The organism is Streptomyces sp. NPDC054047 (genome assembly GCF_055585065.1).
This window is the reverse complement of sequence record NZ_JBVJKV010000004.1, coordinates 200,499-217,416: the sequence shown is the minus strand read 5'-3', so window position 1 is coordinate 217,416 and position 16,918 is coordinate 200,499. Positions and strand designations below refer to the sequence as shown.

The following is a 16,918-nucleotide window of genomic DNA, read 5'->3' as shown; positions in this document are numbered from 1 at the left end:
GGCCCTAGGATCGCACAGGCTCCTTTGTCCTTCGGGACGTGGTCGCGCGCAGTACGGCCGCGATGAGCCCGGCCGCGGCGAGGGTGCACAGCACGGTGTACCAGAGGCTGCCGATGGGGGTGCCCTGCTCGGTGATGCCGTCGTCCGCCGCGAAGTAGGCCGGCAAGGCGATCAGCCACAGAACGATGTGGACGCCGAGGTACAGCGCCGGATAGATCCGCGCGAACTGCGCTGACGCCACCGGGGGCTGATCGGCCCGCGGCGCGCGCCAGGCGTCCGCGAGGAGGATGAGGCCGACGACCCAGACCAGGGCCAGTTCGGCGCCGAGGATGGCCTGCTGTATCCCGAGCTGGTCGCCACCGCGGAAGAGGTTGCTCGGCACGCCCGCGATCCCCATTGCCAAGGGGGTCAGGGCGCCGGCCGCGATGGTGCGCAGGCTGATCTGGCGGCCGGTGAGTGCGCCCCGCCCTTCCTTCGCGCCGACCAGCCGGACGACGAGGTAGGTCATCGCGCCGAACGACACCGAGGCGAACAGGAACATGCTGTTCATCGGGACCGAGGCGAGCGCGGGAGCGTTGATCATCTCGTTGCCGGGGTTCCAGGCCCACCACTGCAGCTGGGGCCCGAGCTGATCGAAGATCTCGTAGAACGCCTGGCAGGTGAACGCGACCGCCAGGGCCCCGGCCAGGGGCCCGCGCCGCGTGAAGACACCGAGGACGCGGATCAGTTCGTAGGCGAGCTGGGACAGTGCCGGATAGAAGGCGACGATGTAGAGAGGCAGCCGGTCGTACATGAACTGCACGGTGAACACGTTGTGGGAGAAGATGAGCCCGACGTGCTCCTGCAGGCCGAACCAGCTCGGGAAGTAGAGCGGCGGCTCGATCACCGCCAGGTAGACGATCGAGGCGAACCACAGCGTGATGTTGACCGGGTCGCCGTCGCGGTGCCACCGCCGCCACGCATGGACGAGGGCGAACACCGCGCCGCCGATGACGAGCAGTTCGAGAAACGGCATGGCGGCGTGCTCGAGGCCGAACGGATTGCGGAAGTCCACGACGGGTTCGGCATGGTGACAGGAGTGGCCCAGCCTCTCAGCCAGGCGTTCGGCCGCCGCGTCGCATGAGTAGCCCATTGCTTGCTCCTGGGGTCAGTGGTCGACGAGGCCGGACGCGGCGGGCGGCTTCGTGCCGGTGTGGGTGTGGGTGTGGTTGCTGAAGTCGGTGCCGGGCGGGTCCTGCTGATCGTCGAACCCGCCGGGTACGACCGTGCGTCCGAGCCGCTGACGCACCTTGTGGCGCACGATGCCGAACCAGAACCGCGGATCGGTGGCCATCTGTCGGAGTGACTTGTCGAGGTTGAAGACCTGGGCGAACGTCCGCTCGACGTAGGCGTCCTCGCGGCTCGCGGCGGTGATGGCGTTGAAGACCGGCCAGCTGAACCGCGCGGCCAGCCTGCGGCGCCAGGCAGCGACGACCTCGCTTCCGGTCGCGAAGTCATAGGCCTGGTCACGGGCCATCGCGAGCATCCACGGCACGTCGAGGGACTTCTTCTGCCGGGCAAGGAACTCGTGGAAGAAGGCGGTATCGAGGACGTCGTGGCCCGGCAGCATGTCGGCGAGGATGAGGGCGGAACGGGCCGCCGAGCTCATTCCCTGGGCGTAGAAGGGGTTGAACGCACAGATCGAGTCGCCGACGCTGACCAGCCCGAGCGGGGGCTGTTCGAGGAGGTCGAAGCGGCGCCACTTGTTGCCGGTCGAACGGGTGAGGTGTACCTCGGAGGTCGGCGTGCAGGCACGCGTCGCCTCGCCGAAGGCCGTGGCTCGCACGCGGTCCACCGAGGATTCGAAGGTGGCGACCTCGCGCGGCATCCGGATGCCCCACGATCCCATGCACACGATGGCGCGATCCCCCTCGATCGGGAAGAAGTTGCTGAGGAACTCGTGTTCCTCGGGCCGGTCGCGGGTGTCCTGTGCCGGAGTGACGACCAAGTGCTTCCACCACCATGAGGGCGGACGCCGGTCGGCGGGGGGCAGGTCGTACCACCGCGAGGTGTAGGTGACCTTGGCGTCGAGGGTCTTCTCCGGCGGCGGTGGCCACCCCGCCGTGCGCAGCCAGTCGGCGACGGATGAGCCACGCCCCAGGGCGTCGACGACCAGGTCGGCGGAGAGATGGACCGCGTCGTCGCCCCTGCGGTACTCGACTCCTTCGACACGCCCGCGCGCGGTGCCGCCTCCGCTGGAACGAAGTCCGGTGACCGTCACGCCTTCGCGGATCTCGATGGCCGGGAGCTCGCGCACGCTGTCCCGCAGCACCCGCTCGATGAGCACGCGCGAGCTGTAGACCATCGTCATCGACCCGGTCTTGCGCGGGGCCCAGCCGTCGTTCTCGCAGTACGCCGCGTCCATCGACGGCATCAGGTGCATCCCGCCCGCGGCGATCAGCCTCTCCTCGAACCCGGGGAAGATCTCACCGATCGCCCGGCGCCCGGAGTTGAGCAAGAAGTGCGGATGTTTGCTCTGCGGCACGCCCCGCCGGTGCTGCGCGCCGGGCGGGAGCCGGTCCCGCTCCAGGACGATCACCTCGTCGAAGTGTCTGGCGAGCACTCCCGCGGCGCACAGCCCCGCCACGCTTCCGCCGAGCACAACGGCCCTCTGTCCCCGCATACTTCCTCCATTCATACACACCTTGCGTGAATGTATGATCAGTGGCAGGGGAGGCTAACAGGGGCGGCCCCAACGAGCCAGGCTTTCTGCGAGATGCCGGAGGCGTTGCAGGTGGGCGAGGCCGCCGCTCGCGCCTGCGGGTTGTGCGGGTTGTGCGGGTTGTCACGATCATCAGGGCCTTGAGAGGCTCGCCGCATGTGGCGCGAACGGATGCTCGAAGTGATGGCAGGTGTGGAGCTCGCCGAGCCGGCGACCAGCGAGGCCTTGGCCGAGGCCGAACGCGTACTGGGGCAGCCGCTTCCCGAGGATCTCGCGTCCCTGCTCCGCGAGTGCAATGGAGTGCGCGGGCACTACGGCACGGACGTGGTGTGGAGTGCTGAGCGGATCACCGAAGAGAACGCCGCCTTCCGCGCCTCGGCGGACTTCACCACGCTCTACATGCCCTTCGAACCCCTGATGTTCTTCGGCGACAACAGCGGCGGGGATCAGTTCGCCTTCATCAGGATCCCGCCGCGTGACGACGTGTTCGTCTGGGATCACGAGACGGACGGGCGTTCATGGGCGGCGAACGGTCTTGACGACTACCTGCGCCGGGCCCTGGAGGACTCCGGGGACTGGTGGCGGGGCTGAGCACTCAGTTCGCGAGGGCGTCCACGCACGCATGGGTGTGAGCACCCCGCGCCTCTGACGGACCGCTACTGACGGACCGCTGCTGACGGGCCGCCGCCCCTTGCCGTGCGCTTCCGGCTCTCAGTTGAAGATGTCCAGGATGTCCAGCCTGGAGCCGCCGTCGGCGGCGGGGCGGGGCCGTATCGGGCGCGGATCCGGGTAGGTCTCCGCTGCTGCCCTCGCGCGGACGATGTCCGGCCCGCCGCAGGCCTCGACCGCGAAAGCGCCGAAGACCTCGGCGAACGCGGCCGGGTCGCGGAACTCCACGCCGAGCGCCCGGCCGTCCCGCAGCGGCACCCACACCACCCGGACGAGCCGTGGCCAATCCCGCACCGGCTGGTCGTCCAGGGTTGACCGCCCCTCCAGCCACAACCGCGCCACGTGCAGCAGGTTCACCTTCTCCATCGGCAACCGCTTGCGTCGCAGCCGCAGTTCACGCTCCGTCAGCGCGAACCGCTGGTCCTTTTTCGAGTACCAGACGATGCCGACCCCGAACGGCACCCACAGCAGGATCCCGATCATCGGCCACACCAAGGCGTCGCCCCATGACCGGAGCAACCCGCCGTCCAGCAGGTACAGGGCCCCGAAGACCAGGACCCACTTCGCCGTCATCCGCCAGAACCCGCTGCCTTGCCGGTACAGGACGCGCCGCTTCCCCGTTATCGCCATGCCCGCACGCTATCCGCCGCCCCGCAGCTCGCCGCAGGCGCCGTCGATACCGCGGGCCAAGCAGGCGCTGGCCGAACGGAAGGCCGCCGACGGCTGGTCCGGCAGCATGCGGCAAGGGCCCCGAACCGGCGCACGGTTCGGGGCCCGGCGTGGTGCGGGGTCAGCGGACCTCAGCGGACCTTCGTCAGCTCACCCTTGTCCTGGAGGGTGGCGATCCCCCTGGCCCAGAGGCTGTTGACCCGCTGGCGCTCCTGCGCGTTCGGGTAGGCGTTGGTGCAGGACGTGCCCGGGCCGCCGCCGGACATCAGCTCGCTGCACGGGCCCGAGTAGTGGTCGGGCAGACCGAGGACGTGACCCGTCTCGTGGGACGTCACGCGCGTGGAGTTGTACTGCTGGTTCTGCCGGTAGTCCAGGAAGATGTAGCCGTGGCCGCGCCCGTCGGTGGAGGCGTACGAGCCGCGCGAGTCGTTGCCCTCGCGGTACTCGAAGTCGGCGGTCGAGGTCGTCTCCTGGAGCTTCACGTTGCTCACCGAGGAGTTCCATATCTGCGTGCTCTGCGCTATCTGAGTGCGGAAGCTCGGCGCGCGGGTGGTGCGGTACCGGACGGTGACGACCTGGACGCCCGGCTGCGCCGCCTGCTTCTTCAGCGCCGACTTCATGACGGCGTCGAAGAACTCCCGGTTGGCGGCCTCGTTCTCGGCGGAGCCCGCGTACGCCGCCACGGCGTTCGTGGACAGGGGCTTGAAGGTGTCGGGGGCGGGCGCGGCGAACGCCGACGGAGCGGCGGCGAGCGAGCCGACGAGAGCGGCGGCGCCGAGGACGGCGAGAAGGCTGGTGCGGGATCTCTTCATGGGGGGTGTGTCCCTTCCAGATGTCCGATGGCCTGGATGGCCGGGCTGCCGGGAGTTTCGGGGCACGGGGGTGCCCGCGATCCCGGGACCGGGGCCTGCGGGTGCGGCCTCTGGTCGGGACGAGTATCCGGAAGGCGGGGCTGGTTGGTACCGATGCCATTCAGTGATAGCTGCAGAGCATCAACTGGTATGCGCAGTAAGGGAGTTGACACCTTACATGCCCGGTTCTGCACCTGTTGGAGACGCCCGATCCGGGGGTGTCGCGCGATGGGCCAGGCGGGCAGCAGGCGGTTGAGGTGCTGCGGGGCACAGGCCGGGAAGCTTGGAGGCAGCGTGCTTGTTGGTTACCCCGAGGCCGCGATCACCTCAGGGACCTCAGGGACCTCAGGGACCTCAGGGACCTCATCGTCAGGAGCCGAACAACCACCGACCGCCCGCACCCGCGGTCACTTCTGGCAGAACTCCGCCTCGACGGTCGCGTCCTCCAGTTCCTGCTCGCCCCAGTCTCCGTTGCGGTTCATGGTGAGCACGTGCCGACCGTTCGCCGAGGCCATCGTCCGGGTCGCGGATCCGGGGATCAGGCCGCCGTGCCCCCAGGCCCAGCAGTCCTCCGTGAGCTTGAAGTGCCGAATACCGAGGCCGTAGACGTCCTGCGGGCCGCCGTGCCCCTTGTCTCCGTCGACAGGCACCGCGTCGAGCAACTCCCGCTGCTGGGCGGCGGGCAGCAGGTCGCCGCCCAGCAGTTTCGACAGGAAGGTGTTCACGTCGCCGACGGTCGAAATGATCTGCCCGGCCGAGAAGGCCACGGTGGGGCTGAACTTGGTGACGTCGTAGATCTGCATGTTCGGCTCTTCTTGGAAGAGCGTGGAGTAGTGCGTCGCGTGCGGCCGGGGGACCTTGGGCGAGGAACCGGGCACGCGGGTGCCGTGCAGGTGGAGCGGCTTGATGAGGAGCCGCTCGACCGCCTCCTCGTAGGTGCCGCCGGTGACCTTCTCAATGATCATCCCGGCGAGTAGGTAATTGGTGTCCGAGTAGTCCCACTTGCCCGGCCTGCCGGGCCTGCTGCCCTGCTCGGGCTGGAAGTTCGGCGGGTGGGCCAGCCCGATGTCCACGAGATCTCTGGGCGCCCACCGGGTGTAGCGGTTCTTGTCGAACTCCGCACCGGCGTACTTGGCGCGGAATTCCTCGTCCATGTTGTAGTCGAAAATCCCGCTCGTATGGTTGAGCAGGTGCCGAACAGTGATGGCTTCGGGCCTGTATCCCGGAGCGCGTACCACCCCGGGCAGCCATTTCTGGAGACTGTCGTCCAGGGACAGTCTTCCCTTGGCTTCGAGCTTGAGCAGCACGGTGGCCGTGAAGGTCTTGGTCACGCTGGCGATGCGGAACTTCTCGCGCGTGCTGCGCTGGTCGCTGCGGGAAAGGTCGCCGACACCGGCCCTGCCGTTCCATACGCCGTGGCCGTCGCGTACTTGGGCGATGACACCGGGCGTGCCCTGCTCCACGATCTCGTTCAAGGCAGCCTGGGTCTTGGCGTGTAATCGCGAATCCCCGTGCCGGGAATCAGCAAGGGCGGGGACAGCAGCAAGGAGCGACGCCGCCGCGGTGATGACGGCGAGCAGAGGACGCGAGGACTGGAGGTTTCTCATGGCAAAAGCTCACCAGTCAGGCAAAGCGCGCACCATCGGGGATGCCCCGGAAATGTCTCAGGGACGCGGCTCAGGGAATATTCGGGGGGCGGCTGCGACCTAATGGTGGGACCGTTCCCGGCACGCCCGGAAACAGGCCACGCGGATGCCACACGAAACGCCCCGCGCGATCACGAGGGGCGTTTCGTGTTGGTGCGCATCTGTTGGCGCTCAGGCTGGACTAGTCTCGCAAGACGCAGCTAAGGACTGGCCGAATGCGACGGGCGCAACCCCGGCCACTACAGCAAGCACCACTGCCAAGAGTTGCGCGTCGATCCAAGGGGCAACACCAGCTAGCAGGATGACGACCACTACAGTCAACCGCCGATACCGGCGCCGACGGATCGTCGCCGACACACAAGCCCCATGCCTCTCAGCAGGTCGTGTCTCACGTGCACGCATGTTGACCTACTTCCGTTCTGTTCGAGTGGGTTTAGGTCGGCGCCGACCCGTTACTCAGTGTGAAACACGAAGGCCGCAAGGCGAGACGTCTGCGGTGAGGAGATTGAACAACGGCGCAGGTTGCAATCTTTTCGCCTCGCGGTAATCGCCACTCCTCCTCAAGGATGAGGAGAATACGTAGTCAAAACTACGCATTAGGCCACCCCATCAGCGGTTTCGATGCAACGGGGTTGGAGCATGGCCCGCGCCATCCAGCGCAGCCCCTCGACCGTGTCGAAGATCGCCACAGCCTTCGAGCCCCCGCTCAGCTTCGACCGCGCCCCACAGGTCGAGGCCGCCGCCCGCGCCCGCACCGCCGACCTCGCCGCCCGCCGCCCGCCGCCCGCCGCGCCACCCTCGCCGTCGACCTACAGGGCGACGCCGAGCACCTACGCACTCAGCTACGCACTCAGCTATGGGCGCCCACCGTGCACGGCGAGTTCGCCGGCCACTTTTTTGGCGAGTGGCACGAGACCCACCTACCGCAACCCCGCTTCGGCGACCAACGGGCGATCGTCGCGTCGGTACAGACCGCCGTCGGGGTCTCCCTACGCCTCGCACCCGTCGAGGGCGGAGAGAACGCCGAGCAGGTGCGTTCGATGCTCGGAGCGCTCGGCGAGGCACTGACGCAGGCCGCCGACGACGACCAGGCCCACGACGACGGGGGCGCCGCCGGGGGGGGAGCCGTAGTGCTCGACCTCGGCAATCTGCCCCTGTCCCTCAAGCAGCTCCGCAAAATCGGACAGGCAACCGCCCGTATCAGCCTGTGGCACGGCACAGCGGCGAGACGATCGCCTCGCTACTGGCGTTCGTGATGGCTGTCGCCACGGCGGGGCCGTCCGGGCTCAGCCTCCAGACGTTCGAACGCAACATCCTGGAACCCCTCCAAGATCGCGCGTTGTTCGGTCCCCTCGCACAGCACGTCGTGCACACCCACGGAGCGACGACGGCGACGATCTCGGGCGCACCGTACACCTGATCGGCGCCGCCGGCGCCCGCGCCGAGGGCCGCCTACGTGGCCTCACCGTGCAACTCGCGTACGTCGACGAGGCCACCCTCCTGCCCGAAGCTTTTTGGCCAGCTTCTTGCTGTCCGTGCCCGGCGCGCGCCCGTACGCCACGACCAACCCCGACTCACCGCGCCACTGGCTCAAGACCAGGTATCTCGACCGCGCGGGCAAAACTCAACCTGCGTGCCTGGCACTTCCGCCTCGCCGACAACCCGAGCCCGTCGCCCGAGTACGTTGCCGACCTCGCCGCCGAGTACGTCGGCCTGTGGCGCCGCCGCATGATCGACGGCGCGTGGGTGGTCGCCGAGGGCGCCATCTACGACATGTGGGACGAGCCCCGCCACGTCGTCACCGAGCAACCCGACATGCGTCGGCACCGGCTTGGCGTCGACTACGGCACCACCAACCCCTTTGCCGCGGTCCTGCTCGGCGAGGGCGCCGACGGCCGCCTGTACGTGTGCGCCGAATGGCGCCACGACTCGTGCGAGGGCCTGCTCGCCGAAATGCCCGGCTAAAGCTGGGACCCCAAAGCTACCGAGCGCGGCGACGACGCCCCGATCAAGGTCGACGACCACAGCGCCGACGCCCTGCGCTACGTCGTCCATTCCACCGCGCACGAGTGGCGCCACTTGCTCACTGAACGCAGAACTCTATAACACGCAGCAAATATATCCGACATAGCGCGACAGAACCTATTTCGGGAAAGCACTGTAAGGCCAGTCGCTCTTATTGCAGTAGCGACAATATTTCGTCTTTTTCTTTTTCTTGTGGTTCTGCTTGTGTGCCCTTCGAGTCCAACCGATACCTGCACACGTGTCGCACAGCATGTTGATATTTGATAGGCTGTGATACCTCCCATGCTGCGCGGTCGCCTGCCCAATGGCACGGTCGATGACCTTTTCCCGGTCGTACGCCTTGAAGACCCGATTCAGTTCATCGATACCTTTGCCAGCCAGAAACTGACCTACAGCAATGATCACACTTTCGATCATGGTATCCCCCGAGTGTTGTCAATGAGGTATAGCACGGTGCGATACATGATCGGAACGTCTCGACGAAATTCGGATCCTCTAACGCGAGCCGCAACAGGGCCCGCAAGGAATTACTTACTCCCCAAATTTATCCACGGTCTCACCCATCGTACTGATGTGCAATTAGGAGGTGGCCCAGATGCCACTTCCTGAGCCCGGCGCCTCATGGCCGCCCCCGCAATGGGCCCCGTACTACGCCGAGATGCGCCTCGACGACGCGTGGTACTCCGGTGACCGGCGCCGCGCGCAGACCTCCCGGCCACGTCACCGACTGCACGTGCCGTTGCCGTCCGACATCGCCGCCGTGAGCGCACACCTATTGTTCAGCGACATGCCATGAGCGTCGAGGACAAGGCCACACAGACGCGTCTCGAAACGCTGGCCGACGAAGGCCACGAACAGCAGGTCTTGTACGGAGCAGCCGAGCAGGACGCGGGCCTTTCCGGGGTGTATCTCCGTGCCACGTGGGACTGCGACCTGATCGAGTCGAGCCCGATGGGGCGTTCCCATTTCCAGGGCATCCGGGACGTGTTCGAGGCCATCGACGACGTGTGGACGTCGTGGATGCGCGACATTCGCCTCGCCCGCGCACGGCTGATCGCCCCCGACGGATACCTGCGGGGCCCGGACAGGGCGCAGGGTTCGACGACGATCGCGAGGTCTGGCATTCGCTGAAGATGCCGCCCAACGAGGGCAGCACGATCACGTTGAGTCAGTTCGAGATCAGGGTCGAGGAGCACCAGCGGAGCACCGAGGCACTGACCAGGCAGGCCGCCCAGTCGGCCGGCTACTCCGCGCAGAGTTTCGGCCTCGACGCCCACGGCGGCCCGATCACCGCGACAGAGGTCGACAGCCGCGACGTCCTGTCCATGGTCACCCGGAAGAAGAAGACCGGGTACTGGCGCCAGCCTCTCGCGCACATACTGCATGTTCTGTTGCAGTCGACGCCGTGCACTTCGGCCGACCGATCAAACCGGAACGGCCGCGCGTCGAGTTCGGCGACGGCGTCGCCGAGAGCGAGCAGAGCACGGCAACCACCCCCGATCTGCTCGCCCGAGCGGGCGACGTGTCCACCGGGACCAAAGTCCGTTGGCTGCACCCCGATTGGGACGACACCGCCGTACAGGCCGAGGCGGCCGCCATCCTCACAGAGACCGGAGCAGGCGCGCCCGATTGGTGGGCCGAACACGGCAGGCTCACACAAGCCGAGTTCATCGAGCAGGTGACCGGCAAGTCGTAGCAATAGGCCGACGGCGCCCGGCACAACGCGTCGGACCACCAGAACAAGAGGTGGGTGACATGGGCGCGCGCGAGGACATCGTGAGAGCAGTCACGGCAGGCCGCGAGGCAGGCCGCAGGGGCGACGCCCAAACCACGTGCCCGCACCCGAGCGCGTCGACGCTGCGGAGCCCGTAGATACGTGGCTACGCTACAAATCGCCCCATTCTTGACTTTGCCGTACCTTCCGCGCACCAGGTGCAACCCGGAGTTAGGCACCTGCTGACACAACTGCCCGGTATTCTTCGTCCGCGAGAGATACGAAGCGCTTGGTTTTCGAGGAATTTCCCGCGTGCGCCAGCTCACTCCATCCAGCACGCGCCCTGTCCCAATACGCTCTAGAAATCTCCCCCTCGAAGAAATGGCGGAATAGCAGGCTGACTTGCTGGTCTGTCGTTTCTTTAATCATGTAAGCAGAGTGCCACCACGACACGATGAGGTTCGAGAACAGCATCTGTCGCGCTACGACTTCTGGAAGCTCTGACAGGGGACTTCCCCAGCAGGGCCGCAAAATCTCGTCATTGATGGACATCACCAACAGCTCTCGGTGTGACGCCCTCATGTTCTCTTCTCGGGACAGACGCGTTTGTCGGGATTGATAGATCAAAGACATTGCGACGCCCACTAACGCAGCAGCCGAGATGATCAGCGATAGCACGGTCATCGAGCCCCCTCCGTGCCCATAGACGCTGCTGTCCGGTAGCTGGTTCCTCCGAAACAACTCATCACAGCCCGCTCGGCGCGGGCTCCTTTTCGTTTGCCCGCATCCGGCCGAGCGCCAGGCGCGCACGGCCCCGGACACCGTCCCCGGAGGACCCACGTGTCGACCCCGCCCCCGGCCACCGCACGCGCCCCGCCCCCGGCGCACCGATCGGCACCCCGCCAGCCCCCGGCACCGGCCGCGCCAAGCACCAGCTCGCCCCCGCAGACCCCCGGCCGCGCCGCCTGTCGAGGCCACCGAGGGCGACGTGACCCGCCTTGCCGAAGTTGGCACAGCAGGCGCTCACCGTCAGCTCGACCGCCGCCCGACGGGCCGCCGTTCAGGCCGCCGTGGTCCAGGCCGCGCCGGCCGTAGGCACCGACATCGCCCGCCTGCTCGACTCCGCCAGCTTCACGGCCGCCGTCGCGCACATCGACCCGACCGACCTGGGGCTGGTGGGTTCCTGTCTGCTGGTCGATCGAGAGGATCGAACGCTTCAAGTTTCATGGGGCGTTGAGTGGCAACACGGACTGCATGGCTGAAGAGAGAAGAAGAACCTCTAAGGCAACAGCCGCCAAGGAGCGGTCCACTGCGAGTACAGGAGCGCGCAAGGTGAACACCACTGCACAGAAGGCAAAGCAGGAGTCGGCCGAGGCTGCCGAAAAGGCGAAGGGTTCCGCCGGGGAAGCGGCCGACGCCGCCAGTTCTGGTGCGCACACCTTCGGTCTCGCGACTCAGCGTGCAAAGCAGGCGGCAGCCGCGGGTATCGAAAGTGGCGGCAAGACGGTGGTGTCGGCCACCGGCAAGGTCGCTTCAACGGCCGTCGCCGGCTGGACCCTGGTGAAGAACCGCAAGGCCATTGCCGCAGGGGCTGCCGCCGGTCTGGTCAGTGTGGTCGGTGTTTCCTTCACCGCCGGGCGCCGGACGGCGAAGATTCAGGGCGGTCCGCTGACTCGGCTGACGCATGGCCGCCTCTGACATCTGCCGCATAGACCAACCACACCAGACGCCAGGGTGGAGAGGGCTGAGCCCTCTCCACCCTGGCGTCTGGTGATGTCACTGGCCCGCCCGCCGGCCGAACTCCTCGCCACGGGGCGGCTGTCCGGATACTACGTAGCGGATTCGGGTGCCCTGATGCCCCCGAACCACGCTCTGGCTCCCGGCACGCTACTGGTGCTGGGGTGAGACTCCCCTGCCAGGCCAGCAGCCACAGCCAGGGCGGGCTACGGCTACCCCGTGACCTCCCTTCCCCTGCCACTCCCGCTGGCGCTGTGCCGTCCTGTCGAACAGTCGCTGGCGTTCGGGGCTCAGGCATGACAGGAGTCAGGGCTCGGAGCCCCAGCGGACATCGGCCAGCCCCAGCGGAAGATCACGAGGCTGGAGCAACACACCGTTGAACTGACGTCCGCGTTGGAGGGAGCCCGATCCGATCTCGATGCCGCGAGCAGGCCAACCGGGACTTGACCAGAGCGCTGGACCAACGCGGCCGACAATCCTCGTAGGGGCGTTGTCGGTACTGGTTGAGGGGATCACCGGCACGCCACCGCTGCTTTCCGATCAGCCGCGTTCGAAGCAGTGCGAGTGGCCGATGACGGAGAAGCCGCGACGCTCATACCACTGGCGCGGCCAGTCTGACGCGTCGGCGGTCAGGAACCGGGTACTGCAGTCCTCATCGGCAGCCATGCGCAGGGCAGTGGTCAGGACGGCATCCGCGTAACCGCGCCTGAGGTGAGCCTCGGAGGTGATCAGGTCCTCGATCTGGGCTATGCCAGTTGCCGGGTCCACATAGAGGTCGGCCCATGAGGCGACCTCGCCTTCCTCCGTGAGAGCACCGAGGAAGCGAACGATGTCAGCCCCGCGCCGACGAGCCTCGCGTCGGTCGACAAGGTGGCTTATTACCTCGTCGCCGACGCCCGGAAGGAGGCCCCGCCAACGTCGGGTGAGCGGAGTACGTATCGCATCGAGGTCTACCTCGCCTGCGGGTCGGCCTGCTGGCATGGGGCCTGCGTGCAGCATCACCAGATAGGTGGAGTGGCTGTATCCAGCCCGTATCAGCGGCTCTGCACACGCCATTCCGACTTCGTCATCAAAGACGGAGATCAGCCGGTGTGGCAGATGACCCAGTGCTTCCTCCGCGATGGTGGGCAGCGTTTCCGGGTCGACGGCCATATCGATGATGACCTGGTTGTTCGCTCGGGAATGGTGAAAAGCATCGTCATATACAGCAAAGCCGCCAGGAAGGTCGACGATGTGCGCAGCCTGGCGGCGGGCGAAAGCGGACAGGAAGGCGTTGATGCCCTGAAGGTCTGAGCCTGGAAGGTCTGGGCTTGGCATGCAGGGAGACTACGGAGCGATGGCCATGACTGCCTTCGAATTGCACCGCGGCAAGAACACTGCCCGGAGCCCTTCGGTCGTCCGGCCATCCGGCTGCCGGCTCACAAGTTCAAGTGGCGCCACAGGTGTTGCACGCACCGCGAAGACGGCCGGCAGGACCGGCCCAACCGCGACCGTGCCACCACAACCAGGGCCAGGCGATCGCGACCCGTGACGAGCAACTCCATCCGGCCACCACGGACTTCGCGCGCCACCACACCGGGGGGCGCGAAAGCCCCCGGCCTTCCCGGTTCCGAGCCGTACCACGCCGACTCGCGCCGAGTGTTCCTCCGCGTTCCACGCAAAGCCGGGGGGCGGCTATCTGGTGTGCGACTGGACCCGGGGATGTCATATGGTGAACGGGTCCCTGTGCCGAGGTGTCGGTGGCAGCGACCGGAGTTCTTGTTCCATCTTTTTCGATCTTGAGGTGACGTCCTATTAACCAGGCCATGTAGTCGTCCGCGTTCCCCGCGTGCTGATGTGTCGCACGTGTCCGGGGGCGGACGTCGCGCTGGCCTGAGTTGCGTCACCCCTCCCCGCAGTTTTCCTTCCCGGGTGCAGCTCTGCCGTCTGCCCCGGGCTTTGGTGTTTTCCGGCCCCGGTGCGGCTGTCGGCTGGGCTCCCCCGATTCCTTTGGATCAGGAGTTCCCGTTTTGTCTTCCCCCGCGCTCGACAACGAGCCACAGCACACCACCACCCAAACCCCAGGCCACCCATCGGCTGGACCCTCGAAGACGGCCTTGGGAGCCTGGATCGCCCTCCTGGTGCTGCTGACCGCCGAGCTGATGAACATGCTCGACCAGTCGGTCGTCCTGACCGCCCTGCCCGCGATCCAGGAGTCGACCGGCGCCGGACCGGTCGCTGTGCAGTGGCTGACCACCGCCTATTCCCTGCCGGTCGCCGTCGGGCTGATCACCGGCGGACGGCTCGGTGACATCTACGGCCGGCGCAGGATCCTGCTCATCGGCACCGTCGTGTTCACCGCCGCCTCGCTGCTGTGCGGTCTGGCCACCGGCCCGGGCGTGCTGATCGGCGCCCGCCTGCTTCAGGGCGTCGGCGTGGCCGTGATGATCCCGCAGGTCCTGGCGACCATGCACGTCACCTTCGAAGGCCAGAACCGCAGCAAGGCGTTCGGCCTGTACGGGGCCGTCCTGGCCATCGCCAACGTCCTGGGCCCGGTCCTGGGCGGCGTGCTCACCCAGGCCGACCTGTTCGGGCTGTCCTGGCGGCCGATTTTCCTGGTCAACGTGCCCGTCGGGCTGGCCGTACTCCTCCTCGGACGCACCTTTATCCCCGAATCGACCGTCCGCAAGGCCGACCGGCTCGACCTGGTCGGCATGCTGCTGTCCGGCCTGGCCATCGTCCTGATCCTCTTCCCGCTCACCGAGGGCCATGCCCACGGATGGCCGCTGTGGAGCTTCGTCATGCTCGCCGTCGGCCTCCTTGTCCTGGGTGTCTTCCTGCGCCACCAGCGGCGCAGGCAGGGCAACGCCCCGCTGGTGGCCCTGTCCCTCTTCCGGGTCAGGCAGTTCTCCGGGGGCATGGCCGCGGACCTGCTGCACGGCCTGCTGTGCGGCCTGTTCTTCATGACCTGGACGCTGTACCTGCAGCGCGGACTGGGCATGAGCCCGCTTGAAGCGGCCGTGGCCTTCGTACTGCTCTCCGTGGGAGAACTGGGCGGCGCGACCATCGCGGCGAAGACGGCCGGACGTTTCGCCCGCCGTCTGCCGCAGGCCGGAGCCCTCATCGCGACCGCCGCGATGGTCACCTACGGGCTCCAGATCGGCAGCCACCAGGCCGACCTGACCCTGCCGGCGATGACCGCTCCGGTGGTGCTGATCGGCTTCGGCCTGGGCATGGTCTCCGGCCCGCTCACCGATCTGTCGCTGGCCAAAGTCCCGCACGAGGACGCCGGTTCGGCCTCGGGCCTGTTCAACACCGCCATTCACCTGGGCATCGCACTGGGCACCGCGCTGACCGCCGTGGTGTTCTTCGCCATCACCGGCGGCTCTCCCGACGGCGCGGTCAACCGCGACGCGTTCGTCACCGTGCTGTGGTGGGTCGGCGGCCTCCTCGCCCTGATGTGGGCCCTGATGTTCTGCCTGCCCAGGCAGGCCGACCACCAGGCAAACTGAGCCACCCCCAGGTCCCGGCCGGCACGTCGGGCGGGACCTGGGCCCGCAGCTCTCCTCGGCCTCCCGCCCTCGGCGGCATCGGGGTCCCGCAAGGGGCGCAAGCCTCGACCCGGCTCACAGCCGGTCCAGCAGAGCGAAGTTGAGGCCCACGAAGACGCCCTCCACGGTGGCGTCTTCCCGGTCAGCCATGTGGTCCCGCAGGACATCCCAGAACGGCCCAGTCCGGGCACACAGAGCGGACGACTGCGCGCTCGGGAATCTCGTCGGGTACGCGTCCCGCGGCGCCCGCGGTGGACGCCCGTCCAGCGAGCGGGAGACTGCACCGGCATGTCCCGGATATCCGGAACTGGGCGTGTCGCCCGCGGTGTCGGGAGCGGTTCGATACGCGGCGTGACAAGAGTCGCACCTATGTGTGCGATCAGTGACGGCCCTGTGGGCGTGCAGCCCGGTGAACTCGGGCTCTACTGTTCGGTAACCCTCACAACAAGCGGTTTTCGTGCCCCCTGGCGGGAGATCCACTGCGTGCTAGCGTCCCGGGTCGCCGGGGGGCCGACACAGCCAAGTGAGAGGAATCCCGTGGGTCACATGCACCACATGGCAGGGGGCTGGGCCACTCCGGTCCTGTCGTACGCCATGGCCGTCGTCGGCGCCGCGCTGGGACTGCGCTGCACCGTGCGCGCTCTGGCAGCCGGGGGGCGGTCCAGGAGGAACTGGCTGATCAGCGCCTCGGTCGCGATTGGCGCCGGCATCTGGACCATGCACTTCATCGCGATGCTCGGCTACACCGTCGACGGCACCGCGATCCGCTACGACATCCCGCTGACCCTGCTCAGCCTGGTGGTCGCGATCACCGTGGTCGGCGCGGGCGTCTTCACCGCCGGCTACGGCAGCTCCCGGGCGCGCTCCATCGTGCTCGGCGGCGTCGGCACCGGACTCGGCGTCGCCGCGATGCACTACATCGGCATGGCCGCCGTCCAGCTCAACGGCTCGATCTCGTACGACCCCGCGCTCGTCGCGCTCTCCGTCTTCATCGCCATCGCCGCCGCCTCCGCCGCTCTGTGGGCCGCGCTGTCCGTGCGGGGGCCGACCGTCGCGGCTCTCGCCTCGCTCGTCATGGGTCTGGCGGTGAGCAGCATGCACTACACGGGCATGGCCGCCGTCACGGTGGATGTGCGCGCCGGGACCGCGCCGCTGCAGGGCGCGAGCGCCACTTCCTTCATCCTGCCGCTCGCCGTGGTGCTCGGCTCGTTCCTCTTCCTGACCTGCGCGTTCGTCGCACTGTCCCCCACTGCGCGTGAGCGCGCCGAGAGCGAGGCCGCCGCCCGCCCGCTGCACGAGGTCGAACTCCCGGTCTCCTGACCGCGGCCGGGCCGCCCCTCTCCCCCACCCGCGGCACGCGCCCCGTCACGCACGTC

The 16,918-nt window shown here is 67.6% G+C and carries 18 protein-coding genes; 10 read left to right on the top strand and 8 right to left on the bottom strand.

What is annotated here, in order from left to right; all coding sequences use genetic code 11:
• Positions 1 to 4 precede the first annotated feature (4 nt).
• Together ACZ6ZP_RS17720 and ACZ6ZP_RS17715 are read right to left on the bottom strand one after the other, a co-directional pair.
• Positions 5 to 1,132 (bottom strand): hypothetical protein, encoded by a 1,128-nt coding sequence (locus tag ACZ6ZP_RS17720; RefSeq protein WP_469407429.1) that lies wholly within the window; start codon positions 1,130 to 1,132, stop codon positions 5 to 7.
• A gap of 15 nt (positions 1,133 to 1,147) precedes the next feature.
• Positions 1,148 to 2,662: an FAD-dependent oxidoreductase gene (locus tag ACZ6ZP_RS17715; protein ID WP_469407428.1), complete on the bottom strand. Its 1,515-nt coding sequence runs from the start codon at positions 2,660 to 2,662 to the stop codon at positions 1,148 to 1,150.
• Positions 2,663 to 2,857: 195 nt separating this feature from the next.
• Here ACZ6ZP_RS17715 and ACZ6ZP_RS17710 point away from each other — a divergent pair, with 195 nt between their 5' ends.
• Complete coding sequence (locus ACZ6ZP_RS17710) at positions 2,858 to 3,292, top strand: SMI1/KNR4 family protein (RefSeq protein WP_351166662.1); 435 nt, start codon at positions 2,858 to 2,860, stop codon at positions 3,290 to 3,292.
• A 120-nt stretch (positions 3,293 to 3,412) separates the two neighbouring features.
• Here ACZ6ZP_RS17710 and ACZ6ZP_RS17705 read toward each other — a convergent pair whose 3' ends face one another.
• From ACZ6ZP_RS17705 to ACZ6ZP_RS17695, 3 genes are all read right to left on the bottom strand, one after another.
• Positions 3,413 to 4,000 (bottom strand): hypothetical protein, encoded by a 588-nt coding sequence (locus ACZ6ZP_RS17705; RefSeq protein ID WP_351166660.1) that lies wholly within the window; start codon positions 3,998 to 4,000, stop codon positions 3,413 to 3,415.
• Positions 4,001 to 4,170: 170 nt separating this feature from the next.
• Entirely contained in the window at positions 4,171 to 4,851 is a 681-nt protein-coding gene (gene snpA / locus ACZ6ZP_RS17700; RefSeq protein ID WP_351166658.1) for a snapalysin, read from the bottom strand.
• Positions 4,852 to 5,297: 446 nt separating this feature from the next.
• Entirely contained in the window at positions 5,298 to 6,497 is a 1,200-nt protein-coding gene (locus ACZ6ZP_RS17695) for a serine hydrolase domain-containing protein (RefSeq protein ID WP_469407426.1), read from the bottom strand.
• Positions 6,498 to 7,405: 908 nt separating this feature from the next.
• Here ACZ6ZP_RS17695 and ACZ6ZP_RS17690 point away from each other — a divergent pair.
• Entirely contained in the window at positions 7,406 to 7,792 is a 387-nt protein-coding gene (locus ACZ6ZP_RS17690; RefSeq protein ID WP_469407424.1) for a hypothetical protein, read from the top strand.
• Between the two features lie 472 nt (positions 7,793 to 8,264).
• Entirely contained in the window at positions 8,265 to 8,501 is a 237-nt protein-coding gene (locus ACZ6ZP_RS17685) for a hypothetical protein (protein ID WP_469407423.1), read from the top strand.
• A gap of 177 nt (positions 8,502 to 8,678) precedes the next feature.
• Here the strand turns inward: ACZ6ZP_RS17685 and ACZ6ZP_RS17680 are convergent, their stop codons facing one another.
• On the bottom strand, positions 8,679 to 8,978 hold the full coding sequence (locus tag ACZ6ZP_RS17680; RefSeq protein ID WP_469407422.1) for a hypothetical protein: 300 nt from the start codon (positions 8,976 to 8,978) through the stop codon (positions 8,679 to 8,681).
• Between the two features lie 375 nt (positions 8,979 to 9,353).
• Between ACZ6ZP_RS17680 and ACZ6ZP_RS17675 the strand changes: the two genes are divergently transcribed.
• The 3 genes from ACZ6ZP_RS17675 (at position 9,354) to ACZ6ZP_RS17665 (ending at position 10,433) form a co-directional block, all read left to right on the top strand.
• Positions 9,354 to 9,692 (top strand): hypothetical protein, encoded by a 339-nt coding sequence (locus tag ACZ6ZP_RS17675; protein WP_469407420.1) that lies wholly within the window; start codon positions 9,354 to 9,356, stop codon positions 9,690 to 9,692.
• A 274-nt stretch (positions 9,693 to 9,966) separates the two neighbouring features.
• Positions 9,967 to 10,257, top strand: a complete 291-nt coding sequence (locus ACZ6ZP_RS17670; RefSeq protein ID WP_469407418.1) for a hypothetical protein — start codon at positions 9,967 to 9,969, stop codon at positions 10,255 to 10,257.
• A 59-nt stretch (positions 10,258 to 10,316) separates the two neighbouring features.
• Positions 10,317 to 10,433: an Rmf/CrpP fold protein gene (locus ACZ6ZP_RS17665; RefSeq protein WP_366464302.1), complete on the top strand. Its 117-nt coding sequence runs from the start codon at positions 10,317 to 10,319 to the stop codon at positions 10,431 to 10,433.
• 73 nt (positions 10,434 to 10,506) lie between these two features.
• Here the strand turns inward: ACZ6ZP_RS17665 and ACZ6ZP_RS17660 are convergent, their stop codons facing one another.
• Positions 10,507 to 11,085 carry a DUF6082 family protein gene (locus ACZ6ZP_RS17660; protein ID WP_399976254.1) on the bottom strand — a complete coding sequence of 193 codons (579 nt, stop codon included), beginning with the start codon at positions 11,083 to 11,085 and terminating at the stop codon, positions 10,507 to 10,509.
• A 197-nt stretch (positions 11,086 to 11,282) separates the two neighbouring features.
• On the opposite strand from ACZ6ZP_RS17660, the gene ACZ6ZP_RS17655 reads away from it, so the two are divergent.
• On the top strand, positions 11,283 to 11,537 hold the full coding sequence (locus ACZ6ZP_RS17655) for a hypothetical protein (RefSeq protein ID WP_469407416.1): 255 nt from the start codon (positions 11,283 to 11,285) through the stop codon (positions 11,535 to 11,537).
• A 70-nt stretch (positions 11,538 to 11,607) separates the two neighbouring features.
• Positions 11,608 to 11,973 (top strand): hypothetical protein, encoded by a 366-nt coding sequence (locus ACZ6ZP_RS17650; RefSeq protein ID WP_351166655.1) that lies wholly within the window; start codon positions 11,608 to 11,610, stop codon positions 11,971 to 11,973.
• A gap of 579 nt (positions 11,974 to 12,552) precedes the next feature.
• Here ACZ6ZP_RS17650 and ACZ6ZP_RS17645 read toward each other — a convergent pair.
• Entirely contained in the window at positions 12,553 to 13,329 is a 777-nt protein-coding gene (locus ACZ6ZP_RS17645; protein ID WP_469407414.1) for a GNAT family N-acetyltransferase, read from the bottom strand.
• A 779-nt stretch (positions 13,330 to 14,108) separates the two neighbouring features.
• On the opposite strand from ACZ6ZP_RS17645, the gene ACZ6ZP_RS17640 reads away from it, so the two are divergent.
• Together ACZ6ZP_RS17640 and ACZ6ZP_RS17635 are read left to right on the top strand one after the other, a co-directional pair.
• Positions 14,109 to 15,503 (top strand): MFS transporter, encoded by a 1,395-nt coding sequence (locus ACZ6ZP_RS17640; protein WP_469407412.1) that lies wholly within the window; start codon positions 14,109 to 14,111, stop codon positions 15,501 to 15,503.
• Positions 15,504 to 16,079: 576 nt separating this feature from the next.
• Positions 16,080 to 16,862, top strand: coding sequence for an MHYT domain-containing protein (locus tag ACZ6ZP_RS17635; RefSeq protein WP_351166649.1), 783 nt, complete (start codon positions 16,080 to 16,082; stop codon positions 16,860 to 16,862).
• Positions 16,863 to 16,918: the final 56 nt, after the last annotated feature.